The 23,413-nt window shown below is 70.5% G+C and carries 29 protein-coding genes; 15 read left to right on the plus strand and 14 right to left on the minus strand.

Features of this window, described 5'->3' with window-relative positions; genetic code table 11:
* Window positions 1-14: 14 nt before the first annotated feature.
* The 3 genes from AB0D57_RS05655 to AB0D57_RS05665 all read left to right on the plus strand — a co-directional run bounded on the left by AB0D57_RS05655 (window position 15) and on the right by AB0D57_RS05665 (window position 2,578).
* Window positions 15-230: a hypothetical protein gene (locus AB0D57_RS05655; RefSeq protein ID WP_362067343.1), complete on the plus strand. Its 216-nt coding sequence runs from the start codon at window positions 15-17 to the stop codon at window positions 228-230.
* A gap of 132 nt (window positions 231-362) precedes the next feature.
* Window positions 363-1,094: a response regulator transcription factor gene (locus AB0D57_RS05660; protein WP_362067345.1), complete on the plus strand. Its 732-nt coding sequence runs from the start codon at window positions 363-365 to the stop codon at window positions 1,092-1,094.
* Window positions 1,091-2,578, plus strand: a complete 1,488-nt coding sequence (locus tag AB0D57_RS05665) for a HAMP domain-containing sensor histidine kinase (RefSeq protein ID WP_362067347.1) — start codon at window positions 1,091-1,093, stop codon at window positions 2,576-2,578. The genes AB0D57_RS05660 and AB0D57_RS05665 overlap by 4 nt, the downstream gene beginning before the upstream one ends.
* Here the strand turns inward: AB0D57_RS05665 and AB0D57_RS05670 are convergent.
* The 8 genes from AB0D57_RS05670 to AB0D57_RS05705 form a co-directional block, all read right to left on the minus strand.
* Window positions 2,572-2,970: a hypothetical protein gene (locus AB0D57_RS05670; protein ID WP_362067349.1), complete on the minus strand. Its 399-nt coding sequence runs from the start codon at window positions 2,968-2,970 to the stop codon at window positions 2,572-2,574. The genes AB0D57_RS05665 and AB0D57_RS05670 overlap by 7 nt on opposite strands.
* Entirely contained in the window at window positions 2,967-3,254 is a 288-nt protein-coding gene (locus AB0D57_RS05675) for a hypothetical protein (RefSeq protein WP_362067351.1), read from the minus strand. The genes AB0D57_RS05670 and AB0D57_RS05675 overlap by 4 nt, the downstream gene beginning before the upstream one ends.
* A gap of 399 nt (window positions 3,255-3,653) precedes the next feature.
* On the minus strand, window positions 3,654-3,977 hold the full coding sequence (locus AB0D57_RS05680) for a hypothetical protein (RefSeq protein WP_362067353.1): 324 nt from the start codon (window positions 3,975-3,977) through the stop codon (window positions 3,654-3,656).
* A complete protein-coding gene (locus AB0D57_RS05685; protein ID WP_362067355.1) occupies window positions 3,974-4,324 on the minus strand; it encodes a DUF6247 family protein in 351 nt (116 codons plus the stop codon). Before AB0D57_RS05685 ends, AB0D57_RS05680 begins: the two co-directional genes overlap by 4 nt.
* 47 nt (window positions 4,325-4,371) lie before the next feature.
* A complete protein-coding gene (locus AB0D57_RS05690) occupies window positions 4,372-4,509 on the minus strand; it encodes a hypothetical protein (RefSeq protein WP_362067357.1) in 138 nt (45 codons plus the stop codon).
* A 52-nt stretch (window positions 4,510-4,561) separates the two neighbouring features.
* Window positions 4,562-4,777, minus strand: coding sequence for a DUF397 domain-containing protein (locus AB0D57_RS05695; RefSeq protein ID WP_362067359.1), 216 nt, complete (start codon window positions 4,775-4,777; stop codon window positions 4,562-4,564).
* Complete coding sequence (locus AB0D57_RS05700) at window positions 4,774-4,977, minus strand: DUF397 domain-containing protein (RefSeq protein ID WP_362067361.1); 204 nt, start codon at window positions 4,975-4,977, stop codon at window positions 4,774-4,776. Before AB0D57_RS05700 ends, AB0D57_RS05695 begins: the two co-directional genes overlap by 4 nt.
* Window positions 4,974-5,807, minus strand: coding sequence for a helix-turn-helix transcriptional regulator (locus tag AB0D57_RS05705; protein ID WP_362067363.1), 834 nt, complete (start codon window positions 5,805-5,807; stop codon window positions 4,974-4,976). Before AB0D57_RS05705 ends, AB0D57_RS05700 begins: the two co-directional genes overlap by 4 nt.
* 130 nt (window positions 5,808-5,937) lie before the next feature.
* Here AB0D57_RS05705 and AB0D57_RS05710 point away from each other — a divergent pair, with 130 nt between their 5' ends.
* From AB0D57_RS05710 to AB0D57_RS05725, 4 genes are all read left to right on the plus strand, one after another.
* Window positions 5,938-6,267 (plus strand): hypothetical protein, encoded by a 330-nt coding sequence (locus AB0D57_RS05710; RefSeq protein WP_362067365.1) that lies wholly within the window; start codon window positions 5,938-5,940, stop codon window positions 6,265-6,267.
* Window positions 6,264-6,578, plus strand: coding sequence for a hypothetical protein (locus AB0D57_RS05715; protein WP_362067367.1), 315 nt, complete (start codon window positions 6,264-6,266; stop codon window positions 6,576-6,578). Before AB0D57_RS05710 ends, AB0D57_RS05715 begins: the two co-directional genes overlap by 4 nt.
* Window positions 6,579-6,741: 163 nt before the next feature.
* Complete coding sequence (locus tag AB0D57_RS05720; protein WP_362067369.1) at window positions 6,742-7,068, plus strand: DUF6247 family protein; 327 nt, start codon at window positions 6,742-6,744, stop codon at window positions 7,066-7,068.
* Window positions 7,065-7,304, plus strand: coding sequence for a hypothetical protein (locus AB0D57_RS05725; RefSeq protein ID WP_362067371.1), 240 nt, complete (start codon window positions 7,065-7,067; stop codon window positions 7,302-7,304). Before AB0D57_RS05720 ends, AB0D57_RS05725 begins: the two co-directional genes overlap by 4 nt.
* A gap of 183 nt (window positions 7,305-7,487) precedes the next feature.
* On the opposite strand, the gene AB0D57_RS05730 is transcribed toward AB0D57_RS05725, so the two are convergent.
* Entirely contained in the window at window positions 7,488-9,287 is a 1,800-nt protein-coding gene (locus tag AB0D57_RS05730) for a bifunctional metallophosphatase/5'-nucleotidase (protein ID WP_362067373.1), read from the minus strand.
* A gap of 199 nt (window positions 9,288-9,486) precedes the next feature.
* Between AB0D57_RS05730 and mshD the strand changes: the two genes are divergently transcribed.
* Window positions 9,487-10,413, plus strand: coding sequence for a mycothiol synthase (gene mshD, locus AB0D57_RS05735; RefSeq protein WP_362067375.1), 927 nt, complete (start codon window positions 9,487-9,489; stop codon window positions 10,411-10,413).
* A gap of 138 nt (window positions 10,414-10,551) precedes the next feature.
* Here mshD and AB0D57_RS05740 read toward each other — a convergent pair whose 3' ends face one another.
* The 5 genes from AB0D57_RS05740 to AB0D57_RS05760 all read right to left on the minus strand — a co-directional run bounded on the left by AB0D57_RS05740 (window position 10,552) and on the right by AB0D57_RS05760 (window position 15,188).
* The gene (locus AB0D57_RS05740) at window positions 10,552-11,223 is read right to left on the minus strand and encodes an ABC transporter (protein ID WP_362067377.1); all 672 of its coding nucleotides are present in this window, start codon (window positions 11,221-11,223) and stop codon (window positions 10,552-10,554) included.
* Window positions 11,211-12,785 carry an ABC transporter permease gene (locus AB0D57_RS05745; protein WP_362067379.1) on the minus strand — a complete coding sequence of 525 codons (1,575 nt, stop codon included), beginning with the start codon at window positions 12,783-12,785 and terminating at the stop codon, window positions 11,211-11,213. Before AB0D57_RS05745 ends, AB0D57_RS05740 begins: the two co-directional genes overlap by 13 nt.
* Window positions 12,782-13,669, minus strand: a complete 888-nt coding sequence (locus AB0D57_RS05750) for an ABC transporter ATP-binding protein (RefSeq protein WP_362067469.1) — start codon at window positions 13,667-13,669, stop codon at window positions 12,782-12,784. Before AB0D57_RS05750 ends, AB0D57_RS05745 begins: the two co-directional genes overlap by 4 nt.
* A gap of 62 nt (window positions 13,670-13,731) precedes the next feature.
* A complete protein-coding gene (locus AB0D57_RS05755) occupies window positions 13,732-14,649 on the minus strand; it encodes a zf-HC2 domain-containing protein (RefSeq protein WP_362067382.1) in 918 nt (305 codons plus the stop codon).
* Window positions 14,646-15,188 (minus strand): RNA polymerase sigma factor, encoded by a 543-nt coding sequence (locus tag AB0D57_RS05760; RefSeq protein WP_362067385.1) that lies wholly within the window; start codon window positions 15,186-15,188, stop codon window positions 14,646-14,648. Before AB0D57_RS05760 ends, AB0D57_RS05755 begins: the two co-directional genes overlap by 4 nt.
* Window positions 15,189-15,311: 123 nt before the next feature.
* Here AB0D57_RS05760 and AB0D57_RS05765 point away from each other — a divergent pair, with 123 nt between their 5' ends.
* The 7 genes from AB0D57_RS05765 (at window position 15,312) to pstS (ending at window position 23,383) form a co-directional block, all read left to right on the plus strand.
* A complete protein-coding gene (locus AB0D57_RS05765) occupies window positions 15,312-15,749 on the plus strand; it encodes a GntR family transcriptional regulator (RefSeq protein ID WP_362067388.1) in 438 nt (145 codons plus the stop codon).
* Window positions 15,746-16,648, plus strand: a complete 903-nt coding sequence (locus AB0D57_RS05770; RefSeq protein WP_362067390.1) for an ABC transporter ATP-binding protein — start codon at window positions 15,746-15,748, stop codon at window positions 16,646-16,648. The genes AB0D57_RS05765 and AB0D57_RS05770 overlap by 4 nt, the downstream gene beginning before the upstream one ends.
* Window positions 16,645-17,703 carry an ABC transporter permease gene (locus AB0D57_RS05775; protein ID WP_362067392.1) on the plus strand — a complete coding sequence of 353 codons (1,059 nt, stop codon included), beginning with the start codon at window positions 16,645-16,647 and terminating at the stop codon, window positions 17,701-17,703. The genes AB0D57_RS05770 and AB0D57_RS05775 overlap by 4 nt, the downstream gene beginning before the upstream one ends.
* 373 nt (window positions 17,704-18,076) lie before the next feature.
* Window positions 18,077-20,308, plus strand: coding sequence for an RNA degradosome polyphosphate kinase (locus AB0D57_RS05780; protein WP_362067394.1), 2,232 nt, complete (start codon window positions 18,077-18,079; stop codon window positions 20,306-20,308).
* Entirely contained in the window at window positions 20,289-21,413 is a 1,125-nt protein-coding gene (locus tag AB0D57_RS05785) for a CHAD domain-containing protein (protein WP_362067396.1), read from the plus strand. Before AB0D57_RS05780 ends, AB0D57_RS05785 begins: the two co-directional genes overlap by 20 nt.
* A gap of 43 nt (window positions 21,414-21,456) precedes the next feature.
* A complete protein-coding gene (locus AB0D57_RS05790; protein WP_362067471.1) occupies window positions 21,457-21,924 on the plus strand; it encodes an NUDIX hydrolase in 468 nt (155 codons plus the stop codon).
* A 331-nt stretch (window positions 21,925-22,255) separates the two neighbouring features.
* The gene (gene pstS, locus AB0D57_RS05795) at window positions 22,256-23,383 is read left to right on the plus strand and encodes a phosphate ABC transporter substrate-binding protein PstS (RefSeq protein ID WP_362067398.1); all 1,128 of its coding nucleotides are present in this window, start codon (window positions 22,256-22,258) and stop codon (window positions 23,381-23,383) included.
* Window positions 23,384-23,413: the final 30 nt, after the last annotated feature.

The following is a 23,413-nucleotide window of genomic DNA, read 5'->3' on the forward strand; positions in this document are numbered from 1 at the left end:
CTCTGGAGGTTCACATGATCACGCGTATCTCCCACACCATGACCGGCAACGACCCGGCCGGGCTCGGCCTGGCCCTCGAAGTGGCGTACGAGCTGCACGCACCGGGGAGCCGGGCACCGGAAGTAGTCCTTCCGGTGCGGGCTCCGGAGATGATGGGCCTGCGTACCTCCGCCGGGCACCCGCACCGCCGCAAGGTCCCGCTGGGCCGGCTCAGCACGCTGCGGGGCTGACCCCGACGCGCCGCACGGTCGGCGAACCGGTCCCGGCCGGTCTTCCGCCTCTGCCCCGGAACCGTGCGAGGCTGAAGGCTGAACGCGTCAGAACCACCGTCCCCGTCCCACCGCACCGAGGATCCCCAGCCCATGAGCCCCGCCGAAGGCGACCGTGAAACCCAGCGCATCCTGATCGTCGACGACGAGCCGGCGGTGCGCGAAGCACTCCAGCGCAGCCTCGCCTTCGAGGGGTACGACACCCAGGTCGCGGTCGACGGCGCGGACGCGCTGGAGAAGGCGACCGCGTACCAGCCCGACCTGGTCGTCCTGGACATCCAGATGCCGAGGATGGACGGCCTGACCGCCGCCCGCCGGATGCGCGGCGCGGGCACCACCACCCCCATCCTCATGCTGACCGCCCGCGACACGGTGGGCGACCGCGTCACCGGCCTCGACGCGGGCGCCGACGACTACCTGGTCAAGCCCTTCGAACTCGACGAACTCTTCGCCCGCATCCGGGCGTTGCTGCGCCGCAGCTCGTACGCGGCGACGGCGACCGGCATCGACGAGGACGACGCGCTCACCTTCGGCGACCTCCGCATGGACCTCGCGACCCGCGAGGTCACCCGGGCGGGCCGCCCCGTGGAACTCACCCGCACCGAGTTCACCCTCCTGGAGATGTTCCTGGCCCACCCGCGCCAGGTCCTCACCCGCGAGCAGATCCTCAAGGCGGTCTGGGGCTTCGACTTCGAGCCCTCCTCCAACTCCCTCGACGTCTACGTCATGTACCTGCGCCGCAAGACCGAGGCGGGCGGCGAGCCGCGCCTGGTGCACACGGTGCGGGGCGTGGGGTATGTGCTGCGGTCGGGCGGCGCGGAGTGATCAAGGTGATGCGTCACTTCCGCTCCCTGCCGATCCGCTCCCGACTGGCCCTGCTGGTCTCGGCGGCGGTGGCGTTCGCGGTGGCGGCGGTATCGGTGACGTGCTGGTTCATCGTGCGGGGGAAGTTGTACGACGAGATCAACAGCGATCTGAGCTCGCAGAAGGGCCCCGTCCCGTACGTGGTGGTCAACGACGCCCTCACCACGTGCGGCGAAGAGCCGACGGGCCCCACCGACTTCCGCAGACGCACCGAGTACTACTTCGAGGTGGTAAAGGCAGACGGCAGCGCCTGTGCCCTCGACTCCTCGGCAGGCCTTGTGAAGGTAACCGACAGCGACAAGGAACTGGCCAAGAATCCGGAGCTCGGCGTCAGCAAGTTCCGGAACGGGACCGACAGCAAGGGCAACGCCGTACGAGTGGTGACCCTGCCGCTCATCCTCAACGACGTTCCCAATAGTGGCGGCGGGCAGTCCCTGCTTCAGGGCGCCGCGCTGATCGTCGCCTACCCCCTCGAGGGCACCCAGTCCACCCTCAACGACCTGGCCCTGCTCCTCCTCCTCGTCGGCGGCATCGGAGTCGTCGGCGCCGGAGCCGCAGGCCTCGCCGTGGCCCGCGCGGGCCTTCGCCCCGTCGACAAGCTCACCGAGGCCGTGGAACACGTCGCCCGTACCGAGGACCTGACGATCCGCATCCCGGTGGAGGAAGACAGCGAGGACGAGATCGCCCGCCTCTCCCGCTCCTTCAACTCGATGACATCCGCGCTGGCCAACTCCCGCGAGCTGCAACAGCAGCTCATCGCGGACGCGGGCCACGAACTCCGTACGCCCCTGACCTCCCTCCGTACGAACATCGAACTCCTCACCCGCAGCGAGGAAACGGGCCGCCCGATCCCCCCGGCGGACAGGAAAGCCCTCCTCGCCTCCGTCAAGGCACAGATGACGGAACTGGCGGCCTTGATCGGCGACTTGCAGACCCTGTCGCGCTCGGACGCGGGCCAGCCGGCGGACCGTATCCAGGTGGTGGACCTCCAGGACACGGTGGAGGCCGCCCTGCACCGCGCCCGCCTGCGCGGCCCGGAGCTGACGATCACGGCGGACCTCCAGCCCTGGTTCGTCCGGGCGGAGCCCTCGGCGCTGGAGCGGGCGATCGTCAACATCCTGGACAACGCGGTGAAGTTCAGCCCGCCGGGCGAGGCGGTGAACGTCATCCTCAAGGCCGGCGAACTGACCGTCCGCGACCACGGCCCCGGCATCCCCACCGAGGAACTCCCCCACGTCTTCGACCGCTTCTGGCGCTCCCCCAGCGCGAGGGCCCTCCCGGGCTCGGGCCTGGGCCTGTCCATCGTGGCCCGTACGGTGCAGCAGTCGGGCGGCGAGGTATCACTGCAACCGGCGGAGGGCGGCGGCACGGTGGCGACGGTACGCCTGCCGGGGGCGCCGACACCGCCGCCGGGCCAGGGTCCGGATGATGCCGAGGCTCAGTAGAAACCGAGCATTCCTGGCGAGCCGATGTCCACAGCAAGGAAGCCTGGCGGATAGTCGTCCTCGCGCTCCGTCAGGATGATGGACATGCCGCCGGTCTCCCGGTGCGGAGTGGCGACGTAGATCGTGTGGCAGGTATCCGCACCGCCCCACCCGTCACGCACCATCCCGCCGACCGCGGTGGCCGCCGTCTGCCCGAGGGGGTCAACGAGGATTCCCGGGAGCGCAAGCAACTTGCTCGCGGCTCCCTCGTCGGCTTCCTCCGCCCGCATGAGGCAAAGCGCCGGGATATGGAGCCAGTCGCCCGGCGTATGCGCGACGTTGTCCACAAGACGGTGCAGGGATACATGGCCCTGCGTAAGCGCGGTGGCCGCGCTGGTGTCCAGGATGATCACGCAGCGTGCCCTCGACGGGCATGGGCCTTCTCCGCCGCCATGGCGTACACGTTGGCCAGGACGTCCGGCCCGCTGTCGAATTCCTCGTCCGACAACGTGCACCCCATCCGCTCACGCAGGGCTTTGCGCGTGGCCGCCACGCGCTCGGCGATCTGCTCAGCGGTCGGCTGCTCGGCCGCGAGCTGCTCGACGAGCTGCCCCAGCGTCATGCCGCGATCCTTGGCCACCTGGGCGAGGTGGTCGCGGACTTCCTTGGTCACCTGAATGGTGGTGTGCTCAGCCATAGAATCACCATAGCTCCACTAGCGTGCACTGGGAGGCGACCTCACCCGGAAGAGGTCCCCCGCGCGCCTCCGCCTCGAACGGCGCCCCTGCCCTGGGCATCCCGCCGAGGCCCCGTGAGCGCGAGAGCCCTACCTGCCTCGGGCCTGGTCCTGGGGCACCCGCGGAAAGAGCGTCTGAACTTCCACGCCTGTCCAAGTCCTGAACCAGAGGAAACGGGTCTGGTCCGCTCGCGCGTCGGCGTTTTCACGTGACCGTCGGGGCCGCCCCACCAACAAACGCCCACAGCACCGACGTCGCTCCGACGACCCGACCCTGACCTCTACCAGAAACGGCGCCCACGCCGACGTGCCGAACACCAGCACCGGATCGGCCTGTGCGGAGTGAGGGAAACGCACCGCTCACTGCCAGAAGATCTCTTCCACCACGATCTGGGGATCTTCGGTTCGACGTACGAAGGTGTACTTCAACCAGCCCTTGCCGTTGTCGAAGAAGCAGAGGTGGCGGCCCTTCGGAACAGTGGACTGGTCCGGCATGACCCTCATGCCGTCGGGAAGCCCGGCATCAGTATCGATGCCTCGAAAGTACGGGTCTTTCGCCGTGACCAGTTCGGCGCGCGCGGCGAGGACCATCTCACGAGCGTGGTCGGGCAGTGCCTCGAAGGTGACGAGAGCATCGATCCGCCAGTCCGCTTGCCAAGGCGGCCCCATGAACCCATCAGTCACTCGCCGGGCTCCAGTTCTCGGGCCCGGTAGTGAATCTTCGCCGCCTCTTCAAGGAGGGCTTTGGCTTCGGCGATGTCGGTGCACTCGTACGCGGCTCGGTGTTCGAGATCAAGTACGTGCGCGTTCAGTTCGGGGTCGCGGGCGACGGCGTACTGACCCCACCAGCGGGCCATGAACGCCGGCACCGGACCGAGGTCGTAGGTGTCGGCGATCGCCCACTTCCAGTGCGCGTCGAAATCCGGGAGAAGTTCGGGAGTGTGCTCGGCGATGGCCTCGCGCAGCGCTTTCGGGGTCCGCTCGGGCATGGGAGGGACGACCGCATCGGGTTCCGCAGCGTGGGCAGCCATGATCGATGTCCTCCTTCGACGCGCCGTGTCTACGACCATAGCCGCGCTCACCGGCCCCGCACGGATTGTCCGCGCACCGGCGCCGGCCGAGACAGCAGGCCCTGGGCGCGGATCTTCTCGGCGGTCGGCGTGTACAGGTTCGCCAGTGCGTCCGCCAAGGGATCGATGGTCATGTTCTCTGCCATGACGCCACCGTGGCCGGACCGCGCCCCTTCCCGTCCCGGTTTCCCGCACGCTTCACCCGACCGTGTTCACACCCGCCTCACCCTTGACGCCCTCCATGAACGCGGACCAGGACACCGCCGAGAAGACCAGGGGGCGGGCGTCCGGGATCTTGCTGTCGCGGACCGGGACGAGGTCGGCGTAGCCGTCGGCGACCTCGATGCAGTTGTTGGCTCCCCCGTCGCTGTAGCTCGACTTGCGCCAGGCAGCGGTGCTGAGGTCGGGGGTCACACCGTCTTCTGCACGTCGCTCACGAAGGCGGACCAGGACGCAGCGGAGAAGACCATGGGGCGGGCATCCGGGACCTTGCTGTCCCGGACAGGGACGAGGCCGGGGTAGCCGTCGGCGACCTCGACGCAGTTCGTGCCGCCCCCGTCGCTGTAGGACGACTTGCGCCACACAGCGGTGGTCAGGTCGGGGATTCGGTTCATGATCTGCACTCCTCCAGAAGGCGTTTGATGAACGCTGTCGACTCCACCGGAGTCAGAGCCGCGTCCCTGACGAGATCGTAGGACAACCGGAAGGACAGAACCTTGTCCGGATCGTCGATCAACTCGCCGAAGCCGTTGCCTTCCACGTAGGCAACAGGGTCGCCGACTCGCTGCCAGAACAGCCAGAGGTGGCTGTCCATGAGGTCGTGCACACCGGCCGTGTAGGGCAGCACCTGGAGCGCAACATTCGGAAGTTCCGCCGCGTCCACCAGATGCGACAGCTGGTCCGTCCACACCTTCGCGCCGGGAACCGGGCGCCGCAGCGCCCCCTCGTCCAGGATCACGCGAACACTCGGCGCCGGTTCGCGGTACAGCAGCTCCTGCCGTCCCATGCGCAAGGCCACCTGCTCCTCGACTTCCTCGCCGTTGCCAGCCGTTGTCTGAGCTCCAGACAACCCTGACAACACCGCACGGGCATAGTCCTCGGTCTGCAACAGTCCCGGCACCCGCAGCTGGAACATCCACATGTCCCGCGCGGTCGCCTCAAGCTCCATGAACGCCTTGTACTTGTCCTTGATGACCTCCTTGCGCGCATCCCTCCAGAGGCGAACCAGCAGGTCACCGGAGCCGTGATACCTGTCCAGGTCCTCCATGACCGCCCGTTTGGAGAGCCGTTCCCCCGTCTCCAGGCGATACAGGTAGCTCTTGTCGTAAGACGTTTCGTCGGCCAGCTGCCCCAGCGACTTACCCGCCTTCTCCCGCAGGAACCGCAGCGTCCGCCCGAGGGCCGCACGCCCCGACTCCCCTTCACCGACCGAGTGTTCGGCCATGTCACCCCTCCCCGTTGTCTGACGCCCAGACAACGCCAGCCCTCTTCCGGAGCGTACGCCGAGGCAGTGACGATCGAGCCACGAACGGTAATCACCGCTCGTCAGAGCACCGAGAAAAGGGAGCGCCGCCATGGCCGAATGCACCGTGGGATTCTTGGAGTTGCTATTGCTGGCACTGGTACGCGCGCTGCTCCCCGCCCGAGGCCGACACCGAGCCGCCCCGGTCCAACCCCCGGGACAGGAAAGCCCGTTGACACTCGCCTCACCGTCACCCTCCGGCCACCCCCTCGACGTATGGCCTTTCGAGCCGGACACGCATCTCGTACGCCCGTACCTCCTCACCCCACAAGAGCGCCACGAGCGGCGGCTGCGACGGCAGCGACGGCGCGCGCTGTGGCTCGCCGTGCACGGCATCGACGTAGGCCCCCGCCACATCCACGGAGTGGAGGTGGCGGCGTGAGCGCTCCCGAGGAAACATCGACGACGGCGACGCTCCGACTGCTCCCCTGGACCACCCCCGAAGGGAAGCCCTGCTACCTCAGCACCGACGGTGGCGAGAAGAGCAAACTCTCCCTCCTCGCCGACGACATCGAAGCGGCCCAGCTGGAGTCCGGGGAGCAGGTGCTCGCGGGAGCCAGATCCGTACTCGCCGACCCCAAGGCCGGTGAGCGAGCCGTCCGCTTCGCGCTCACCAGGACGGCCGAGTCCCTGGAGGACGTACTCCGCGTCGCCGTAAGCCGGGGCGGACGCCTGGCCGGGAGTGAGCAGTGACGCCTCGCGGGTGGCAGGGCGGGGCGACAACGCGCCCCGCCCCGCTCACCCCGCCATCAGCCGCATCCTCCGGCACCCGGCACCCGGCACCCGGCACCCGGCACGGTCTACCGTGGAACTCCGGTCACCACACGTCGCACCCGCCGGAGAAGAGAAACCGATCATGGCCCACGAGGTGGATCCGAACTCCTGCGAGAGAACCCCCGAGGCGATCCGCGCGGCCCTGCAACGGCGTCCCGACTGGTTGCAGGCCTACGAGCAGGACTGGCTGAGCGCGGCGGCGGACTTCGACCACTCGGCGCTCGACGACGTGATCGACAAGTGGTTCCCCTTCGCCTGTGCCTGCGCGACGCCCGGCTACCTCGACGAAGTGGAGCAGACTGTCAAGCGCGTGACCGAGGGCGACACCGAAGGCATGGTCTTCCGCGACGCGGACGGGAACGCCTACGACGCCGACAACCGGCCCATCGACGCGAGCAGGCACCGGTGAGCGCCTACGCGATCAGGTACGCCGACCGTGCGGCTCGATGCAAGGCCGCCTTGACTACGCCTCAGCGTGTATCGCTGGAGGAACTCGAGAAGCGCCTCAGCCTCAATCCGTTCGGCGCGCCCGCGATCAGCAACCGGGACAACAGTTGGTCGGCTGCCTTCAAGGGCGGCTTCATCACCTACGTCGTATCGAACCGTCACGTCGTGATCAACGTCGTCGACCTGGTGGCCCTCTGACCGTTCCGCGCCGGCTCAGCCCACCGGGACTGAGCCCGCCGGGCGAGGCCGGTCAACCCCGCCCGGGAAGCCGCAGCTCGCCGACCTTCATCAGCCGGGCGAGGGCGAGGTAGACCAATCAAGAAAAAAGGGGGCCGGTACGCATGTGCGCACCGGCCCCACTCGTTGCAACTCGCCGCCGTATTACCGCACGATCGTGATCCGGTCCGCCGTCGGCACCGGGTACGGCGCCGTGGCCGACGAGTTCGCCGTCAGGTAGGCCTCGAAGGCCGCCAGGTCGTCGCCGCCGACCAGGACGTTCGTGCCCTGGCCGAGCGCGGCGAAGCCGTCGCCGCCGCCCGCGAGGAAGGAGTTCATCGCGACGCGGTAGGACGCGGCGGGATCGATCGCCGTGCCGTTGAGCTTGACCGAGTCGGCCACCACCCGGGCGGCGCCCGTCTTGGTGAGGTCGAGCGTGTAGGTCAGGCCCTTGGAGATCTGCAGGATCTTCGGCGAGGCCTCGTTCAGCCCGCTGACCTGCTGCTGAAGTGCCGTGATCACCTGGGCCCCGGTGAGGTTCACCAGGTTGACGGTGTTGGCGAACGGCTGCACCGTGTACGCCTCCCCGTACGTCACCACCCCGTCGCCCTCAGCGCCGCTCGCGGCGTAGGTGAGCCCGGAGCGGATGCCGCCCGGGTTCATCACCGCGAGGTCGGCCTCCGCGTCGACGGACTTGGCGTACGCGAGCTGCGCGTCGGCGATCATGTCGCCCAGCGGGGACTCCGTGCCGGTGTTGCCGATCTCGCCCGCGATGTAACCGATGGGGCGCGAGGCGATCGGGGCGGCGAGGGCCTTCCACTTGCTGATCAGGCCGGTCATGTCGGTGGCCGCCGCCACATCACGGGTGACCACGTGGTTCGCGGACTTCACCGCCGTACGGGCGATGTCGCCGGTCCAGCGGTCGTACGTCAGCGTCGTGTCCGTGTAGAGGCGGCCGAAGGAAGCGGCCGAGGTGACCATCCGGGGCTTGCCCGCCGGGTCGGCGATGGTGCACGCGTACGCCTGGTGGGTGTGGCCGGTGACCAGCGCGTCCACGGCCGGCGTGACGTTCTTGGCGATGTCGACGATCGGGCCGGAGATGCCGTCACCGGCACCGGGGCTGTCGCAGTCGTAGTTGTACGCCGTCGAGGCGGGCGCGCCGCCCTCGTGGATGAGCGCGACGATGGACTTCACGCCCTGCTTCTGGAGCTCCTTGGCGTACTTGTTGATCGTCGCGACCTCGTCGCCGAACTTCAGGCCCTTGACCCCGTCCGCGGAGACGATGTTCGGGGTGCCCTCCAGGGTCACGCCGATGAAGCCGACCTTGACGCCGTTCTTCTTCCACACCCAGTAGGGCTTGAGGATCGGCTTGCCGGTCTTCTCGTTGGTGACGTTCGCCGCGAGGTAGGGGAAGTCGGCACCCGAGAACTTCTCGCTGTCGTCGTAACAGCCGTCCGTCGGGTGGCAGCCGCCGTTCTGCAGCCGGGACAGTTCCTTGGCGCCCTCGTCGAACTCGTGGTTGCCGACCGAGGTGACATCGAGGTCGAGGCCGTTCAGCGCGTCGATCGTCGGTTCGTCGTGGAAGAGCCCGGAGATCAGCGGGGAGGCACCGACCATGTCACCGGCGGCGGCCGTGATCGAGTACTTGTTGCCCGTGCGGGCCTGCCGCAGGTGCGTGGCGAGGTACTCGACGCCACCCGCGTCAATGGTCTTGGTGGTGCCGTCCGCCTGGACCTCCGTGACACGGCCGGACGAACCGCTCGGCGGCTCCAGGTTGCCGTGCAGGTCGTTGAAGGACAGCAGCTGCACGTCCTGGTAGCGGCCGCTGCCCTGGTGGTGGCGGGCGGTCGCCTTGTCCTGCCCAGCGCTCGCGGGCATCGCTGCGGCCAGCGCACCGACGGTGGCCAGGCCCGCGGCGGCGGCGAGGATGCGATGGGTACGTCTCTGCCGGGGCGTCGACGGCATGGGTTCCCCCCTGTGGGAGCGGTGATGCTGTTGTGGTTTTACGCGCACCTTAGAATCAACGCGCGTAGCGCAACAGGGGGTTGAGGGTTACAGACAGGTTGCCATCATCTCTCCGGCGTCGATCCGTGTCCCCGCCACGCCCCGCGCCCACCCCGCCCAACTCCTTGTCCAGAAATCACCGCGCCGTACCCTCGTAACCATGACCAGCGACGACTCCGCACTGCCTGCCCTGTCCCGGTCCATCGAGACCTATACCGCGCTCTCCCCCGCCCAGGCGGAGGACGTGCTCCAGCTGCTCGCGGAGGCCGCCCGGTCCGACGGGCAGCAGGCAGTGTCCGAGCAGGGGCGGTTGCAGCTGAAGGGCGGGGCTCGCGCGGGCGTACGCCATCTGCTGCTGACCGTCGGCGCCGAGCTGATCGGGTATGCGCAGCTGGAGGACACCGACCCCGTGGAGGCCCCGGCCGCCGAGCTGGTCGTGCACCCGGCGTACCGCGGGCACGGGCACGGACGGGCCCTGGGCTCGGCGCTGCTCGCCGAGTCCGGCAAGCGGCTGCGCGTGTGGGCGCACGGCGGGCACTCCGCGGCCCGGCATCTCTCCCAGGTCCTGGGACTCACCCTGTTCCGCGAACTGCGCCAGATGCGGCGACCGTTGGGCGACCTCGACCTGCCTCAGCCGAAGCTCCCGGACGGCGTGAGTGTCCGCCCCTTCGTGCCGGGCCAGGACGACGCGGCCTGGCTCGCCGCGAACGCCGACGCGTTCGCCCACCACCCCGAGCAGGGCTCCCTCACCCAGCGCGACCTGGACGACCGTATGGCCGAACCGTGGTTCGACCCGTCCGGCTTCTTCCTCGCCTTCCGCGGAGGTGAACTCATCGGCTTCCACTGGACCAAGGTGCACGCGGAGGAGCAGCTCGGCGAGGTGTATGTGGTGGGGGTCCGCACCGGTGCCCAGGGCGGGGGCCTGGGCAAGGCGCTCACCACGATCGGCCTCCGTCACCTCGCCGCCCAGGGCCTGCCCACCGTGATGCTGTACGTCGACGCCGACAACCAGGCCGCCCTGGCGGTGTACGAACGGCTCGGCTTCGTCACGCACGAGACGGACCTGATGTACCGGAGCGAGTCGTAACAGCCGCTCCGCCAAGTCAGCGGTGAACGACGGCGGTCAGCGGTGGACGACGGCAGTCAGCATTGGGCGAACGGCGGTCAGCGGTGGACGACGGCAGTCAGCATGGGGCGAACGGCGGTCAGCAATGGGCGACGGCAGTCAGCGGTGGACGACGGCAGTCAGCCGTATCCGCCGTACGGGCTCCGCCCAGGCTGCCGCCCCCGCCACCGCCGCCACGGCCAGGATCCCCGCCCACCGCTCGTGGGCGCCGTCCCAGAGCGGGTCACCCACCGGCACGACGAGCGCCCACCGGTCGGGAAGCAGCAGGGCCGCGGCCAGTGCGCCACCCAGCAGCCCGGCCGACACCGCGATGCCGGGCTCGGCCGCGTCCGTGCACCGCACCGCCAGGGCCGCGCCGGCCAGGGCGAGTACGGCGATGGCGGCGGCCTCCAGGGTGACGGCGCCCACCGGCGGCCGGGCCTCCTGCGGTACGAGGAGCAGCGCGGCCGTCCACCAGAGCGCGGCGAGCGGGACGGCGAGCGCCACGCGGAGGCCGGTGCGCACCGGACGCCGGGTCGGTACCACCGCGGTGGTGTGCCGGGCCGGGTCGTCCAGCAGGAACGCCAGGCCCAGGCCGAAGGCGAGCGCGGCGGCCCGCAGGAGGCCGAGGCCGAGCCCGGTGTCGGGGGTGGCGGACGACAGCCGCGGGGCCGCGGTCAGCAGCAGCCCCAGCGCGGCACCGGCCGCGAGGGCCCGCCGGGGCAGGGTGCGCCATACGGGACGCGGCAGGGCGCGGATCACGGCGTCCGCGGGCGCGCCTACTCCTCGCACGAGTCGTCCTCCGCCGCGTCGGGCGTTCCCTGGGGCCCGGCCGGCACTCCCAGCAGCTCGGCCACCCGGGAGGTGGACGTCTTCGCGGAGGTGAGTTCGGCCCAGTGGGACTTCACCTTGGGGACGACGCTGTAGCGGGGCTTCTTCAGCACCGTCCTGACGATCCGGCTCTGTTCGGCGGTGAGGTAGACCCCGTTCGTGGGCGCGAGGGTGACCCCTGAGCCCTTGACCCTGTCGTCGATCCGGACCTTGCGGAACGCGGTCATCGGGTCGGACTCGCCGCCCAGTGCCAGCCACATGATGACGACCGAGCGGGAGTCGCACCAGTCGCTGCCGGCCGCCTCGTCGCCCCACACCAGCACCGAGGCGACACCGACGGCGAACTCGGGAACCCGGTTGCCGCCCCACCGCGTGCCGACGGTCACCGTGCCCGGTGCGGTCGACGCGTCGAGCGCGTAGTCGCTGGTCAGGCCGGAGGTGGCGTCGACCCGCTGCCGTACGGTCAGCCGCTCGCCCCCGGCGGCGCCGCCCGCGAGGGCCTGGACGCGGTCGACGACATCGGCCCAGTCGGGGGTGCGGGCAGCCCACTCGGGATAGGCGCAGTACGTCGACCTGCCGTGCGGGACGCACGTCTGGACCTTCTCCGGGGTGACGGTCGCCTTCGTGCGGGCCGCGATGAGGGAGGCCGAGTCGCCCGGGGACTGCCCGGCGACACCCGCGACCGTGGCGGCGAGCGCGAGGGCCGTCATCGCCTTGATTCCGCGCGTACGTCCACCGCTGATCAGGAGGGCGACACCCAGGAGCAGTACGACGAGCCCCGCCAGATACAGCGCGTGCCAGGCGGCCGGGCGGCCCATCAGGTCGGAGGGGAGCGGCACGGAGCCCGTCTCGTTGATCACCGGCCCCAGCCATCGCGCCCAGTGCGCGTCCTGCGTGCTCGCGGACACGAGGATGGCGCCCACATAGGCGCCGACGACGAAGAGCGGGGCGGCGAACGCGGAGCGGACCAGCCGTGCGAGCAGCACGCCGAGGACGCCGGACAGGAGTACGGACAGCGGCCCCACGGCCAGTTCGGCGGGCGAGGCGTGGCCGATGACGCCCGGCCTCGACGCCGCCCGGCCGATCTGGAAGACGACGACCAGTGCGGTGAGCGCCGCGAACGGCACGACCGACAGGGCGTGCGCCACCGTACGCCGCCACGGCTCCATGACCAGGACGTCGAAGTGCCGGTCGGTGCCGCGCCGGTGGGAGCGCAGGACGGTCCGGTTGACGCAGATGAGCAGCGCGACGGCGAGGAGCAGCGGGCCGTCCTGGGTGGAGCGGTCGATGTCCTGGAGGACCGGGAAGTCGTCCATGCCCTCGCCGCCGGAGAACATGGTCCAGCCGGTGAAACCGAGGTACAGCAGGAGGAAGGCGAACACCGGTATGTGGAGGAGGAGTTGGTGTGCCTCGAAGCGCGCGAGGGCGATCACGGCCGCCGTCCTGCGCCGCCGCTCGGTCCGCGGAGTCGGCCCCACCCCCGTGGGAGCCGCCTCCTTGACCAGGTCTGTCGTGCTGCTCATGCGGCCACCACCGTGTTGTCGTCGGTCTCGCCGGTCTCGCCCGTCTCGCCGTCGAGGGTGAGCAAGTAGCCGTCTTCCAGGGTCGGTTCGAGAAGATCGGCGCCCTTGGGCGGGTCGCCGACGTTGCGGAAGGAGCCGGTGCCCGTACGCCATCCGGCACGCGCGGCCGGGTCGCGTTCCGTGCTGCTCCACACCCGGCCCGCCGCACGCGCGGTCAGTTCGGCCGGGGTGCCCTCGAAGCGGACGCGCCCGCGGACCATGACGATCACGCGGTGGCAGAGCATCGCGACGTCCTCGGTCTGGTGGGTGGACAGGAGAACCGTCCGCCCTTCTCCGGCCTGGGCGATCAGCTCCCGGAAGCGCATGCGCTGTTCGGGGTCGAGTCCGACGGTCGGCTCGTCGAGGACGAGGAAGCCGGGGTCGTCGACGAGGGCTGCGGCCAGCGCGACCCGCTGGCGCATTCCGCCGGACAGCTTCTTGATGCGCTTGCTCCGTACGTCGGACAGGCCGACGGCGTCGAGCACGCGGCGCACCTCCCGGTGCCGGGCGGTGCGGTCGGTCAGTTCCTTCAGGATCGCCACGTAGTCGACGAACTCGAAGGCCGAGAAGTCGTCGTGGAATCCCGGGGTCTGCGGCAGATAACCCAGTTCACGTCGCAGTTCCAGGCGCCCGGCCGCGGTACTCGGGTCGTGCCCGAGCACCGTGAAGGCCCCGCGGTCGGCGGGCACCGCGGTGGCCAGCACCCTCAACAGGGTGGTCTTTCCGGCCCCGTTGGGCCCGAGCAGCCCGGTGACGCCCGCACCGAGGCTCAGGGAGACGTCGTCGAGGGCGAAGGTCCCGCCGTAGCGGAGGGTCAGGCCGGAGGCGGAGACGGTGGGCGGCATCGGCATACGTACGGCGCTCCTGTCGGAGAGGCGGGCGGAGAAGTGCTGAGGGAAGGGGGCGGTCACACCGCGCCCCCGCCGGAGAAGGGGACATTCGCGGGCGCCGAGTCGAACCGGTCCCGTACGAGATAGAGCAGCCCGGCGGCGCACGCGGTGACCGCCCCGGCGATGCCCTGGCCCGCCGCCGTGAACGGCGCGAGCGTGGCATGGCCGGCGGCCGTCGCCTGCGCCGCCAGCAGCAGCCCGACCCACGCCCCGCCGACCAGCGAGGGCGCGAGGACGGGGCCGAGGCGAGGTGTCAGCGCGAGCCCGGTCCCGGTGAGGGCGAGCGCGGGCAGCAGCCAGGCCAGTGCGCGCAGCCCGTAGGAGGGCAGCGCGAGGGTGGCGAGCCCGTTCAGGCCGAGGCCCACGGTGAGCACGGCGACGGTACGGATCAGCAGCAGCCGGAACCCGTGCGTCGGCGAGACGACGGCCATCTCGTACGTCGGGTCCAGCGTGGGCCCGTACGACAGGGCGACCCCGGCGAGCGGAAGCAGCGGCGCGAGCGCGAGGAACAGCTTGGGCGTGGTCTCGGCGTCCGCCGAGTAGGCCACCGCCACGGTCATCACAAGCACCGCGGCGACCGCGCACAGCCAGGAGCGGCGCAGCACGGGCGTGGCGGCCAGCAGCCGTGCCGTGTGGTCGGCGATGCCGATCCGCACCAGCAGCGCCTCGGCCAGCCGTGGCCGCGGCGCGTCCAGCTCGGCGTCGAGCCGCTCCCACCCCGCGTCCAGCGCGACCGGGTCACTCACCGAGGCGAGCACCTCCCGGCACCGCGCGCAGGAGGCGAGATGCGTGTCCGCGGACCAGAGTCGGGGCGGGTCCAACTCTCCCTGGGTGTAGGCCCGGAGGTCGTCGGTGTCCACATGCCACCGCCCGTCGTCTCCCGCCCCGGGTCCGCCGTTGCCCGGCACATGCCCGTTCGTACCGCTGTCGCTCATGCCAGCTCCTCCCGCAACTGCTTGCGCGCCCGCAGGGCCCGCGTCTTGACCGTGCCGGGCGGAATGCCGAGCAGGACGGCCGCTTCCCGGGTCGTCAGTCCGTCGATGACCGTGGCCTGGAGAACCGCGCGCAGCTCCGGCGAGAGCCGTGTCAACGCGCCCGCGAGGTCGCCGTGTTCGACCCCGGCCAGGACGCGCTCCTCGGCGGAGGCCTCGTCCCGGTGGCGGAGGCGGGCCAGCGCCTGGCGCATCCGGCCGCGCGCGCCGTCGCCGCGCAACGCGTCGACCAGCCGCCGCGAGCCGATGCGCCACAGCCAGCCGGCCGCGTCCCCCTCCTCGCGGTAGCGCGCGGTGCCGCGCCACACGGCGAGGAAGGTCTCCTGCACGACGTCGTCGACGACCCCGGCGTCGGCGCAGCGGCCGCGCAGCCTCGCGGTCAGCCACGGCGCATACCGCCGGTACAACTCCTCGAAGGCGCGACGGTCCCCGTCCGCCGCGATGGCCCGCAGCAGCTCCCCGTCGCTTCTCGTTTCCCTCACGCCCCCTCATCGGACGAGCCCCGCCGATCGGTTCACGCCCACCGAAAAAACCTCGCGCTTGACAGCGATCACCCGGCTGGACCACCCTTTCACTACTCAATTAGTGAAAGGGTGGTTTCCGTAGTGGTGGAGTACCGCATCGACCGGCGTAGCGGTGTCGCCACGTACGTGCAGATCGTCCAGCAGACCAAGCAGGCCCTGCGCCTGGGCCTGCTCGAACCGGGCGACAAGCTCCCCGCGGCCCGCGAGGTCGTGGAGGCCACCGCGATCAATCCGAACACCGTCCTGAAGGCCTACCGCGAGCTGGAGCGCGAGGGTCTGGTCGAGGCCAGACGCGGCCTCGGCACCTTCGTGAAGCGCTCGCTGGGCACCACTTCGGCCGACTCGCCCCTGCGCGCCGAACTGGACACGTGGGCGTCCCGGGCCCGCGAGGCCGGGCTCCAGCGCGACGACGTGGCCGCGCTCTTCACCGCCGTACTCGATGAGCGATTCGCCGTACTCGATGAACAGTTCACGGCTGAACGCCCCGGAACTGCACACCCCAAGGGAGACCAGGAATGACCAACACCGCCATCGAGGCGGCCGGGCTCGGCAAGCGGTTCGGGCGGCGCGGGAGCTGGGCGCTGCGCGAGTGCTCCTTCCGGCTTCCCGCGGGACGCGTCTGCGCCGTCTTCGGCCCCAACGGCGCGGGCAAGTCGACCCTGCTGTCCCACGCCGCAGGGGTGCTCGCCCCCACCGAGGGCTCCCTGACCGTGCTCGGCACGCACCCGGAAGCCGCCCGCGAACGCATCGCGTACGTCGCCCAGAACAAGCCGCTGTACCCGCAGCTCACCGTCGCCCAGACGCTGCGCGTGGGCCACGACCTCAATACCGCCCGCTGGGACGCCTCGGTCGTCGACCAGATCGTCTACGACGCCGGCGGCCTGGACCCCAAGGCGAGGATCCGCACCCTCTCCGGCGGCCAGCGCACCCGCGTAGCCCTCGCGCTCGCGCTCGGCAAACGGCCCGAACTGCTGCTTCTGGACGAGCCGATGGCCGACCTCGACCCGCTCGCCCGCCATGAGCTGATGGGCACGTTGATGTCCGAGGCCGCCCAGTACGGCACGACGGTCGTCATGTCCTCGCACGTCGTCGCCGAGCTGGAGGGCTCCTGCGACTACGTGCTGCTGGTGAGCGGCGGCCAGGTGCGGCTGGCGGGCGACCTCGAGGACGTACTGGCCGCCCACACCCTGACCACCGGCCCGGTCCGCGACCTCGCTCCGCACACCGTGGTCGAATCCCGCACCACAGGACGCCAGCTGACCGCCCTGATCCGCCCCCAAGGCCCGCTCGGCGCCGAGGCCGGACATGCCACCGCGCCCTCCCTGGAGGAACTGGTCCTGGCGCACCTGCGCCACCCCGAAGCCCCCGCGCTGCTCCTCGCCCCCGCCCGCACCTCAGCCAAGGAACCGGCCGCATGACCGCCCTCAGCACCACCAGCACCGGCACCAGCACCGGCACCCCGGCGACGCCCACCCGCCGCCCGTCCGCCTCGGGCGGCCTGATCCGGACGATGCTGCGGCTGCACCGCCCGGCCCTGTACGTCTGGACCGGTCTGTTCGTCGCCGTCGCGGCCCTGCTGCTGTGGCTGTACGGTCCCGTCACGGACGCGGCGGCCGTGGCCTGGCAGCAGTGGAACCGCTGCAACACGCCCACGTGCTCCTACGACCAGGACTCGATCCTCACCTACAAGCGGTTCACGCTGTTCGCCACCATCGCGGTGAACCTCGTACCGTTCCTCGTCGCCGCCTGGGCCGGTGCCGCGCTGATCGGCCGCGAAATGGAGACCGGCACCGCGCAGCTCGCCTGGACCCAGTCCGTCTCCCCCGCCCGTTGGCTGGCGGTCAAGCTGGCGATGCCGGCCGCATTCATCACCGCCGGGACGAGCATCCTGGTCCTGCTGCACAACATGGTGTGGACCAAGGGCCGCGACAGGATCGACACCGCCAAGCCCTGGTCCGACTCCTTCATCTTCCACGCCAACGGCCCGACGACCATCGCCTTCTCCCTGTTCGGCCTGGTCACCGGCGCTCTCGTCGGCCTGATGCTGCGCCGCTCCCTGGCCGCGCTCGTCGTGGCACTGCTGTGCACGGTGGGCGTCCGATCCGCCGTCGCCCTGGCGGTGCCCCACCTGTGGCCGACGGTGACCACCGTCAGCAGCCTCACCAACGAGCGCGCCAAGAGCCTCGGCCTCACCGTCGACTCAGGCCTGCTCACCTCCACCGGCGCCCGGATCCCCGACCCCTACTGCGGCAGCAGCGGGTACCCGGAGTGCGGCGCCGCGTACAAAAAACTCGACGCCGTCAGCTACTACACCGTCTCCCACCCCTTCTCCCACTACTGGCCCCTCCAGCTCACCGCCACCGCCCTCGTCCTCACCCTCGCCGCACTCACGGCCCTCGTCGCCTTCCGCCTGCTGAAGCGCCAGACCGGCACTACCGGCACCGTCCGTGCCGTGAAGAAGGTCAGCCCGTGAGTGCCGACCGCGGCCTCCCCCGCACCGCGCGGCACTGATCCCTACGCGGCTCCCGGACACGTCGACGTCCGGGAGCCGCCCTGCGCTATCCCGCACGTCATGTCGCCGTAACCATCGATTCAGATGACCTTGCGACCCTCGACGAATGACGCCCGCCGTGCCAGAGCCTTCGCCTCCGCCGGAGAACGAGCCCCTGCCGACGACGGGGAGCGAGCCCCCACAGAGGACCCCGCAGAGGCCCCCTCAGGGGACCCCGCAAAAGACCTCTCAGGGGACCTCGAGGCCGACGAGGAACGGGAACATCCGCCTCACCGCACTGCCGCTCGCCCTCTCCGACGCGCCGGTCATGCCTCCGGCGCGAAAGAATGGCTCCATGAACCAGCCCAGCGCTCAGGCACCGGTCAAGCACCCGCAGCCCTCCGTCGGCTCGATCGCCGCACACCGCCCGCACACCGTGGCGGCGAACGTCTCCGACCTCGAGCCCGACCTCGACGCCGATCTCGACGCGTACGAGGACACGGTGCAGGACGGCATCCAACTCCCGCAGGGCCGGTTCCTGGACCGGGAGCGCAGTTGGCTGGCGTTCAACGAGCGAGTCCTGGAGCTCGCCGAGGACCCGAACACACCCCTGCTCGAACGGGCCAACTTCCTCGCGATCTTCGCCAGCAACCTGGACGAGTTCTTCATGGTCCGGGTGGCGGGACTGAAGCGCCGTATCGCCACGGGTGTCGCCACGAAGTCCGCCTCCGGGCTCCAGCCCCGCGAGGTCCTGGAGATGATCTGGGCCCGCTCGCGCGAGCTCATGGCCCGGCACGCGGCCTGCTACCAGGAGGACATCGCCCCCGCGCTCGCGGAGGAGGGAGTCCACCTGGTCCGCTGGAGCGAGCTGACCGAGAAGGAGCAGGCCCGCCTCTTCACGCTGTTCAGGCACCAGATCTTCCCGGTGCTGACCCCGCTGGCGGTCGACCCCGCACACCCCTTCCCGTACATCTCGGGCCTGTCACTGAATCTCGCGGTCGTCGTACGGAATCCGGTCAGCGGCCACCGGCACTTCGCGCGCGTCAAGGTCCCGCCGCTGCTCTCCCGCTTCCTGGAGGCCTCCCCGAACCGCTACGTCCCCATCGAGGACGTGATCGCGGCCCACCTGGAGGAGCTCTTCCCGGGCATGGAGGTGCTCGAGCACCACACCTTCCGCCTCACCCGCAACGAGGACCTGGAGGTCGAGGAGGACGACGCCGAGAACCTGCTCCAGGCGCTGGAGAAGGAGCTCATGCGGCGCCGCTTCGGGCCGCCGGTGCGGCTCGAGGTCGAGGAGTCCATCGACCGGTACGTTCTCGATCTCCTCGTGCGGGAGTTGAAGATCTCCGAGGCCGAGGTGTACCCGCTGCCGGGTCCCCTCGACCTCACCGGCCTCTTCGGCATCGGCTCCCTCGACCGGCCCGAGCTGAAGTACCCCAAGTTCATCGCGGGGACCCATCGCGACCTCGCCGAGGTCGAGTCGGCGTCGGCGCCCGACATCTTCGCGGCGCTCAGGGAACGGGACGTACTCCTCCACCACCCCTACGACTCCTTCTCCACCTCCGTACAGGCCTTTCTGGAGCAGGCGGCGTCCGACCCGGACGTGCTGGCCATCAAGCAGACGCTGTACCGGACCTCGGGCGACTCACCGATCGTCGACGCGCTGATAGACGCCGCCGAGTCGGGCAAGCAGGTCCTCGTCCTGGTCGAGATCAAGGCCCGCTTCGACGAGCAGGCCAACATCAAGTGGGCCAGGAAGCTCGAAGAGGCCGGCTGCCATGTCGTGTACGGGCTCGTCGGGCTGAAGACCCACTGCAAGCTGTCGCTGGTGGTGCGGCAGGAGGGGGAGACGCTCCGGCGCTACTCCCACGTGGGCACCGGCAACTACCACCCCAAGACTGCACGCCTGTACGAAGACCTCGGGCTGCTCACCGCCGATCCCCAGGTAGGCGCGGACCTCTCCGACCTCTTCAACCGGCTCTCCGGCTACTCGCGACGCGAGACCTACCGGCGGCTCCTCGTCGCCCCCAAGTCGCTGCGCGACGGCCTGATCTCGCGGATCAACAAGGAAGTCCAGCACCACAACGCCGGACGGCCCGCCCACGTCCGCATCAAGGTCAACTCGATGGTGGACGAGGCGCTCATCGACGCGCTGTACCGCGCGTCGCAGTCCGGGGTGCCGGTCGACGTGTGGGTGCGCGGCATCTGCGCGGTCCGGCCGGGCGTCACGGGCCTGTCCGAAAACATACGGGTGCGCTCCGTCCTCGGACGCTTCCTCGAACACTCCCGGGTCTTCGGCTTCGGCAACGGAGGCGAGCCCGAGGTGTGGATCGGCAGCGCCGACATGATGCACCGCAACCTCGACCGGCGGATCGAGGCCCTGGTCAGGGTCACCGACCCGGCCCACCGCGCCGCGCTGAACCGCCTTCTCGAGACCGGAATGTCCGACGGCACCGCCTCCTGGCATCTGGGCCCGGACGGCGAGTGGACCCGGCACGCGACCGACGCGGACGGCCAGCCCCTGCGGAACGTTCAGGAGATGCTCATAGACGCCCGGAGGCGCCGGCGTGGCACAGCAACACCTTGACCCCACCGACCCCACGGCCGGGCACTCCCCCAAACTCTCGGCCACCAAGCTCTCGGCCACGCTCGAGCAGGGAGGCCCGCCCACCGGTGATGCCCTCGCGGGCTATCTGCGGGCCCAGGCCACGGAGTTCCTCCGCTCGCTGCGACAGCACCGGGAGACCGGTACCGGTGGGGGTCTCCCCGCTCGAGCGGAGTCGAAAACGGGGGAGAGCGGCTCGGAGGGGTCCGTCGACGCGGCGCGCGCACTGCGCCGCTCGGCCCGCCGCATCAGCGGCACACTGCACACCTTCCGGCCCTTGCTCGACGCGGACTGGTCGGAGAGCATGCGGCCCGAACTTGCCTGGCTGTCAGGCACGCTGGCCCGCGAACACGCGTACTCGGCCCGGCTGGAGCGACTGCTCGGCGCACTGAACCGGCTGTCGGGCACGGCCGGCTTCCCCGCCCAGGCCGGATCGGCCGCGACCGCGGCGCCCAAGAGCAATCTGACCGTCGGCGCGGCGAAGGCGGGCGCGCTGCTCGACCGCCAGCTGACCCTCGCCCGCACCCGGGCCCACTCCGCGGCGCTCCAGGCGCTGGGTTCCTCCCGCTTCCACGCCGTCGCGGACAGCGTGGCCGTACTGGCGAGCGAGGTCCCGCTGACCCCGGCGGCGGCCACGACCGACCTGCGTCCGGCGGCCGCGGCCGCCGAGGACCGCCTGCTCGACGCGGTCGCCGCGCTGCCGCTGGTCACCGCGGGCCATCCGTACAACGCGGAGGCCCTCGTCCACGGACTCTCCGCGGACACCGTGCCCCATCCCCAGGACGCCCCCTGGCACCAGGTCCGGCTGCTGCTGCGACTGCATCGCTACGCGCGCGAGGTCCTGTACGGGGAGGGCATGCCCGGCCCCTCCGACGGACCACTGCTCAGCGCGGGTCAGTCCCTCAACCGGCACCGGGACGCGGCGGAGGCCGCTTCGGCTGCGGCATCGGCGGCCCGTACCCCGCGTATCGCCCCGGCGACGGCGTACGCGCTCGGCGTGCTCCACGCCGACCAGCGGCACGAGGTGGAGGCGGCACGGTTCGCGTTCCAGCAGGCGTGGCAGCAGGAAGCGGCACACACCCTTTGAGGGAGGGCCCATGGCCGAGGACCCCGTGACCGAGGGAAGCCCCATGACTGGGGGAAGCCCCAAGGCTGAGGGAAGCCCCGTGGCCGAGGAACGCCCCAAGGCTGACGACACCGTCCAGGCGGCGGGCTGCGTCCTGTGGCGCCGCTCCCCCCTCGTCGGCGAGCTGGAGATCTGTCTCGTCCACCGGCCCAAGTACGACGACTGGTCGCATCCGAAGGGCAAGCTGAAACGCGGTGAGGACCCGCTCGCGGGCGCGGTACGGGAGGTCGAGGAGGAGACCGGCTTCCACTGTGCGCCCGGCGCACGCCTCCCCTCCGCCGTCTACTACGTGAGCGGCCGCCGCAAGCACGTCAGCTACTGGGCCGCCGAGGCGACGGACGGCCGCTTCATGCCCAGCCGCGAGGTCGACCGTGTGTGCTGGCTCCCGCCGGACGCGGCCCGCGACCGTCTCACCCAGCCCCGCGACCGCGACCTGGTGGACGCGCTCCTCAGCGCGCTGCACCTGGCGTAACGCGGCGGGAGGATGGGGGCGGACAAGTGAGGGTGGGTGAGGGCGGAACCGCCCGAGCCGTTGACACCTGTGCGCATCTGTTTGATTACCCGGCGTTTACCTGGAGGCCCCACAAGCCGGGATCCCTCCGTGTCCTCGACGTAAGCGTTCCGTGACCTCACCGTACCGCCCGCAGGGGTTCACCCTCCGTTCACTTTTGGCCATCGGCGGCTTCACCTGATCTGCCTAATTTCAGCCTTACGCGGTGCGAGGGAGCGTTATGGATGCCCCTCACACCAACAGACTTCGCACGCCGCCACCAGACGGCGGCTCCTGGAAGGAACTCCCGAAAGTGAAGCTTCAGCGCATGAACCGGCGGGCCCTCACCCTCGGTGCTCTCGCCGTCTCCGGCGCCCTGGCCCTCACGGCGTGCGGCTCTGACGACACGGGCTCCAGCTCCGAGACCTCCTCGGGCACCACGGCCGCGGCCGGCAACATCGACTGCGGGGACGCCAAGGGCCAGCTGCTCGCCGACGGCTCCTCCGCGCAGAAGAACGCGATCGACGCCTGGGTCAAGGCGTTCACGGCCGAGTGCTCCGGCGTGCAGATCAACTACAAGGGCGGCGGCTCCGGCGCGGGCGTCACCGCGTTCACGCAGGGCACGGTCGCCTTCGCCGGTTCCGACTCGGCGCTGAAGCCGGAAGAGGTCACCGCCTCCAAGGAGGTCTGCTCCGGCGGCCAGGGCATCGACCTCCCGATGGTCGGCGGCCCGATCGCCGTCGGTTACAACGTCCCGGGTGCCGACAACCTGGTTCTGGACGCCCCGACCCTCGCCAAGATTTTCGACAGCAAGATCACGAACTGGAACGACAAGGCGATCAAGGCGCTGAACCCCGACGCCACGCTGCCCGACCTCAAGATCCAGGCGTTCCACCGCTCGGACGAGTCCGGCACCACGGACAACTTCACCAAGTACCTGATCGCCGCCGCGCCCGACAACTGGAAGTACGAGGGCGGCAAGGCCTGGCAGGCCAAGGGCGGCCAGTCCGCGTCCGGCTCCTCCGGTGTCGCCCAGCAGGTGAAGCAGACCTCCGGCGCCATCAGCTACATGGAGCTGTCGTACGCGAAGGACGGCATCAGCACGGTCGCCCTCGACACGGGCGCCAGCGAGCCGGTCAAGCCCAGCACCGAGGGCGCCACCGCGGCCATCGCGGACGCCAAGGTCGTCGGCACGGGCAAGGACCTGTCGCTCGAGGTCAACTACAAGACCACGGCCGACGGCGCCTACCCGATCACCCTGGTCACGTACGAGATCGTCTGCGACAAGGGCAACAAGTCGGACACCCTGCCCACCACCAAGGCGTTCCTCACCTACATCGCGAGCGAGGACGGCCAGAAGGTTCTGGCCGAGAACGACTACGCGCCCATCCCCGAGGACATCATCGCCAAGGTCCGCACCACCATCGCCGACCTGAGCTGACCTGAGTGCGGCCCGGTCCCCACCCGGGAC

Origin of the sequence: Streptomyces sp. NPDC048275 (assembly GCF_040652275.1) — a bacterium.
In the GTDB taxonomy this organism is placed as follows: Bacteria; Actinomycetota; Actinomycetes; order Streptomycetales; family Streptomycetaceae; genus Streptomyces.

Bases quoted from the DNA above. Each gene is read 5' to 3' on its own strand.
- AB0D57_RS05705 (WP_362067363.1), bottom strand. From the start codon at position 5,807: ATGGCCGAACACTCGGTCGGTGAAGGGGAGTCGGGGCGTGCGGCCCTC.
- AB0D57_RS05750 (WP_362067469.1), bottom strand. From the start codon at position 13,669: ATGCCGCCCACCGTCTCCGCCTCCGGCCTGACCCTCCGCTACGGCGGG.
- AB0D57_RS05755 (WP_362067382.1), bottom strand. From the start codon at position 14,649: ATGAGCGACAGCGGTACGAACGGGCATGTGCCGGGCAACGGCGGACCC.
- AB0D57_RS05780 (WP_362067394.1), top strand. From the start codon at position 18,077: ATGAACCAGCCCAGCGCTCAGGCACCGGTCAAGCACCCGCAGCCCTCC.
- AB0D57_RS05770 (WP_362067390.1), top strand. From the start codon at position 15,746: ATGACCAACACCGCCATCGAGGCGGCCGGGCTCGGCAAGCGGTTCGGG.
- AB0D57_RS05720 (WP_362067369.1), top strand. From the start codon at position 6,742: ATGGCCCACGAGGTGGATCCGAACTCCTGCGAGAGAACCCCCGAGGCG.
- AB0D57_RS05790 (WP_362067471.1), top strand. From the start codon at position 21,457: ATGACTGGGGGAAGCCCCAAGGCTGAGGGAAGCCCCGTGGCCGAGGAA.
- AB0D57_RS05675 (WP_362067351.1), bottom strand. From the start codon at position 3,254: ATGGCTGAGCACACCACCATTCAGGTGACCAAGGAAGTCCGCGACCAC.
- AB0D57_RS05710 (WP_362067365.1), top strand. From the start codon at position 5,938: ATGGCCGAATGCACCGTGGGATTCTTGGAGTTGCTATTGCTGGCACTG.
- AB0D57_RS05690 (WP_362067357.1), bottom strand. From the start codon at position 4,509: ATGGCAGAGAACATGACCATCGATCCCTTGGCGGACGCACTGGCGAAC.
- AB0D57_RS05655 (WP_362067343.1), top strand. From the start codon at position 15: ATGATCACGCGTATCTCCCACACCATGACCGGCAACGACCCGGCCGGG.
- AB0D57_RS05660 (WP_362067345.1), top strand. From the start codon at position 363: ATGAGCCCCGCCGAAGGCGACCGTGAAACCCAGCGCATCCTGATCGTC.
- mshD (WP_362067375.1), top strand. From the start codon at position 9,487: ATGACCAGCGACGACTCCGCACTGCCTGCCCTGTCCCGGTCCATCGAG.
- AB0D57_RS05745 (WP_362067379.1), bottom strand. From the start codon at position 12,785: ATGAGCAGCACGACAGACCTGGTCAAGGAGGCGGCTCCCACGGGGGTG.
- AB0D57_RS05685 (WP_362067355.1), bottom strand. From the start codon at position 4,324: ATGGCTGCCCACGCTGCGGAACCCGATGCGGTCGTCCCTCCCATGCCC.
- AB0D57_RS05700 (WP_362067361.1), bottom strand. From the start codon at position 4,977: ATGAACCGAATCCCCGACCTGACCACCGCTGTGTGGCGCAAGTCGTCC.
- AB0D57_RS05730 (WP_362067373.1), bottom strand. From the start codon at position 9,287: ATGCCGTCGACGCCCCGGCAGAGACGTACCCATCGCATCCTCGCCGCC.
- AB0D57_RS05775 (WP_362067392.1), top strand. From the start codon at position 16,645: ATGACCGCCCTCAGCACCACCAGCACCGGCACCAGCACCGGCACCCCG.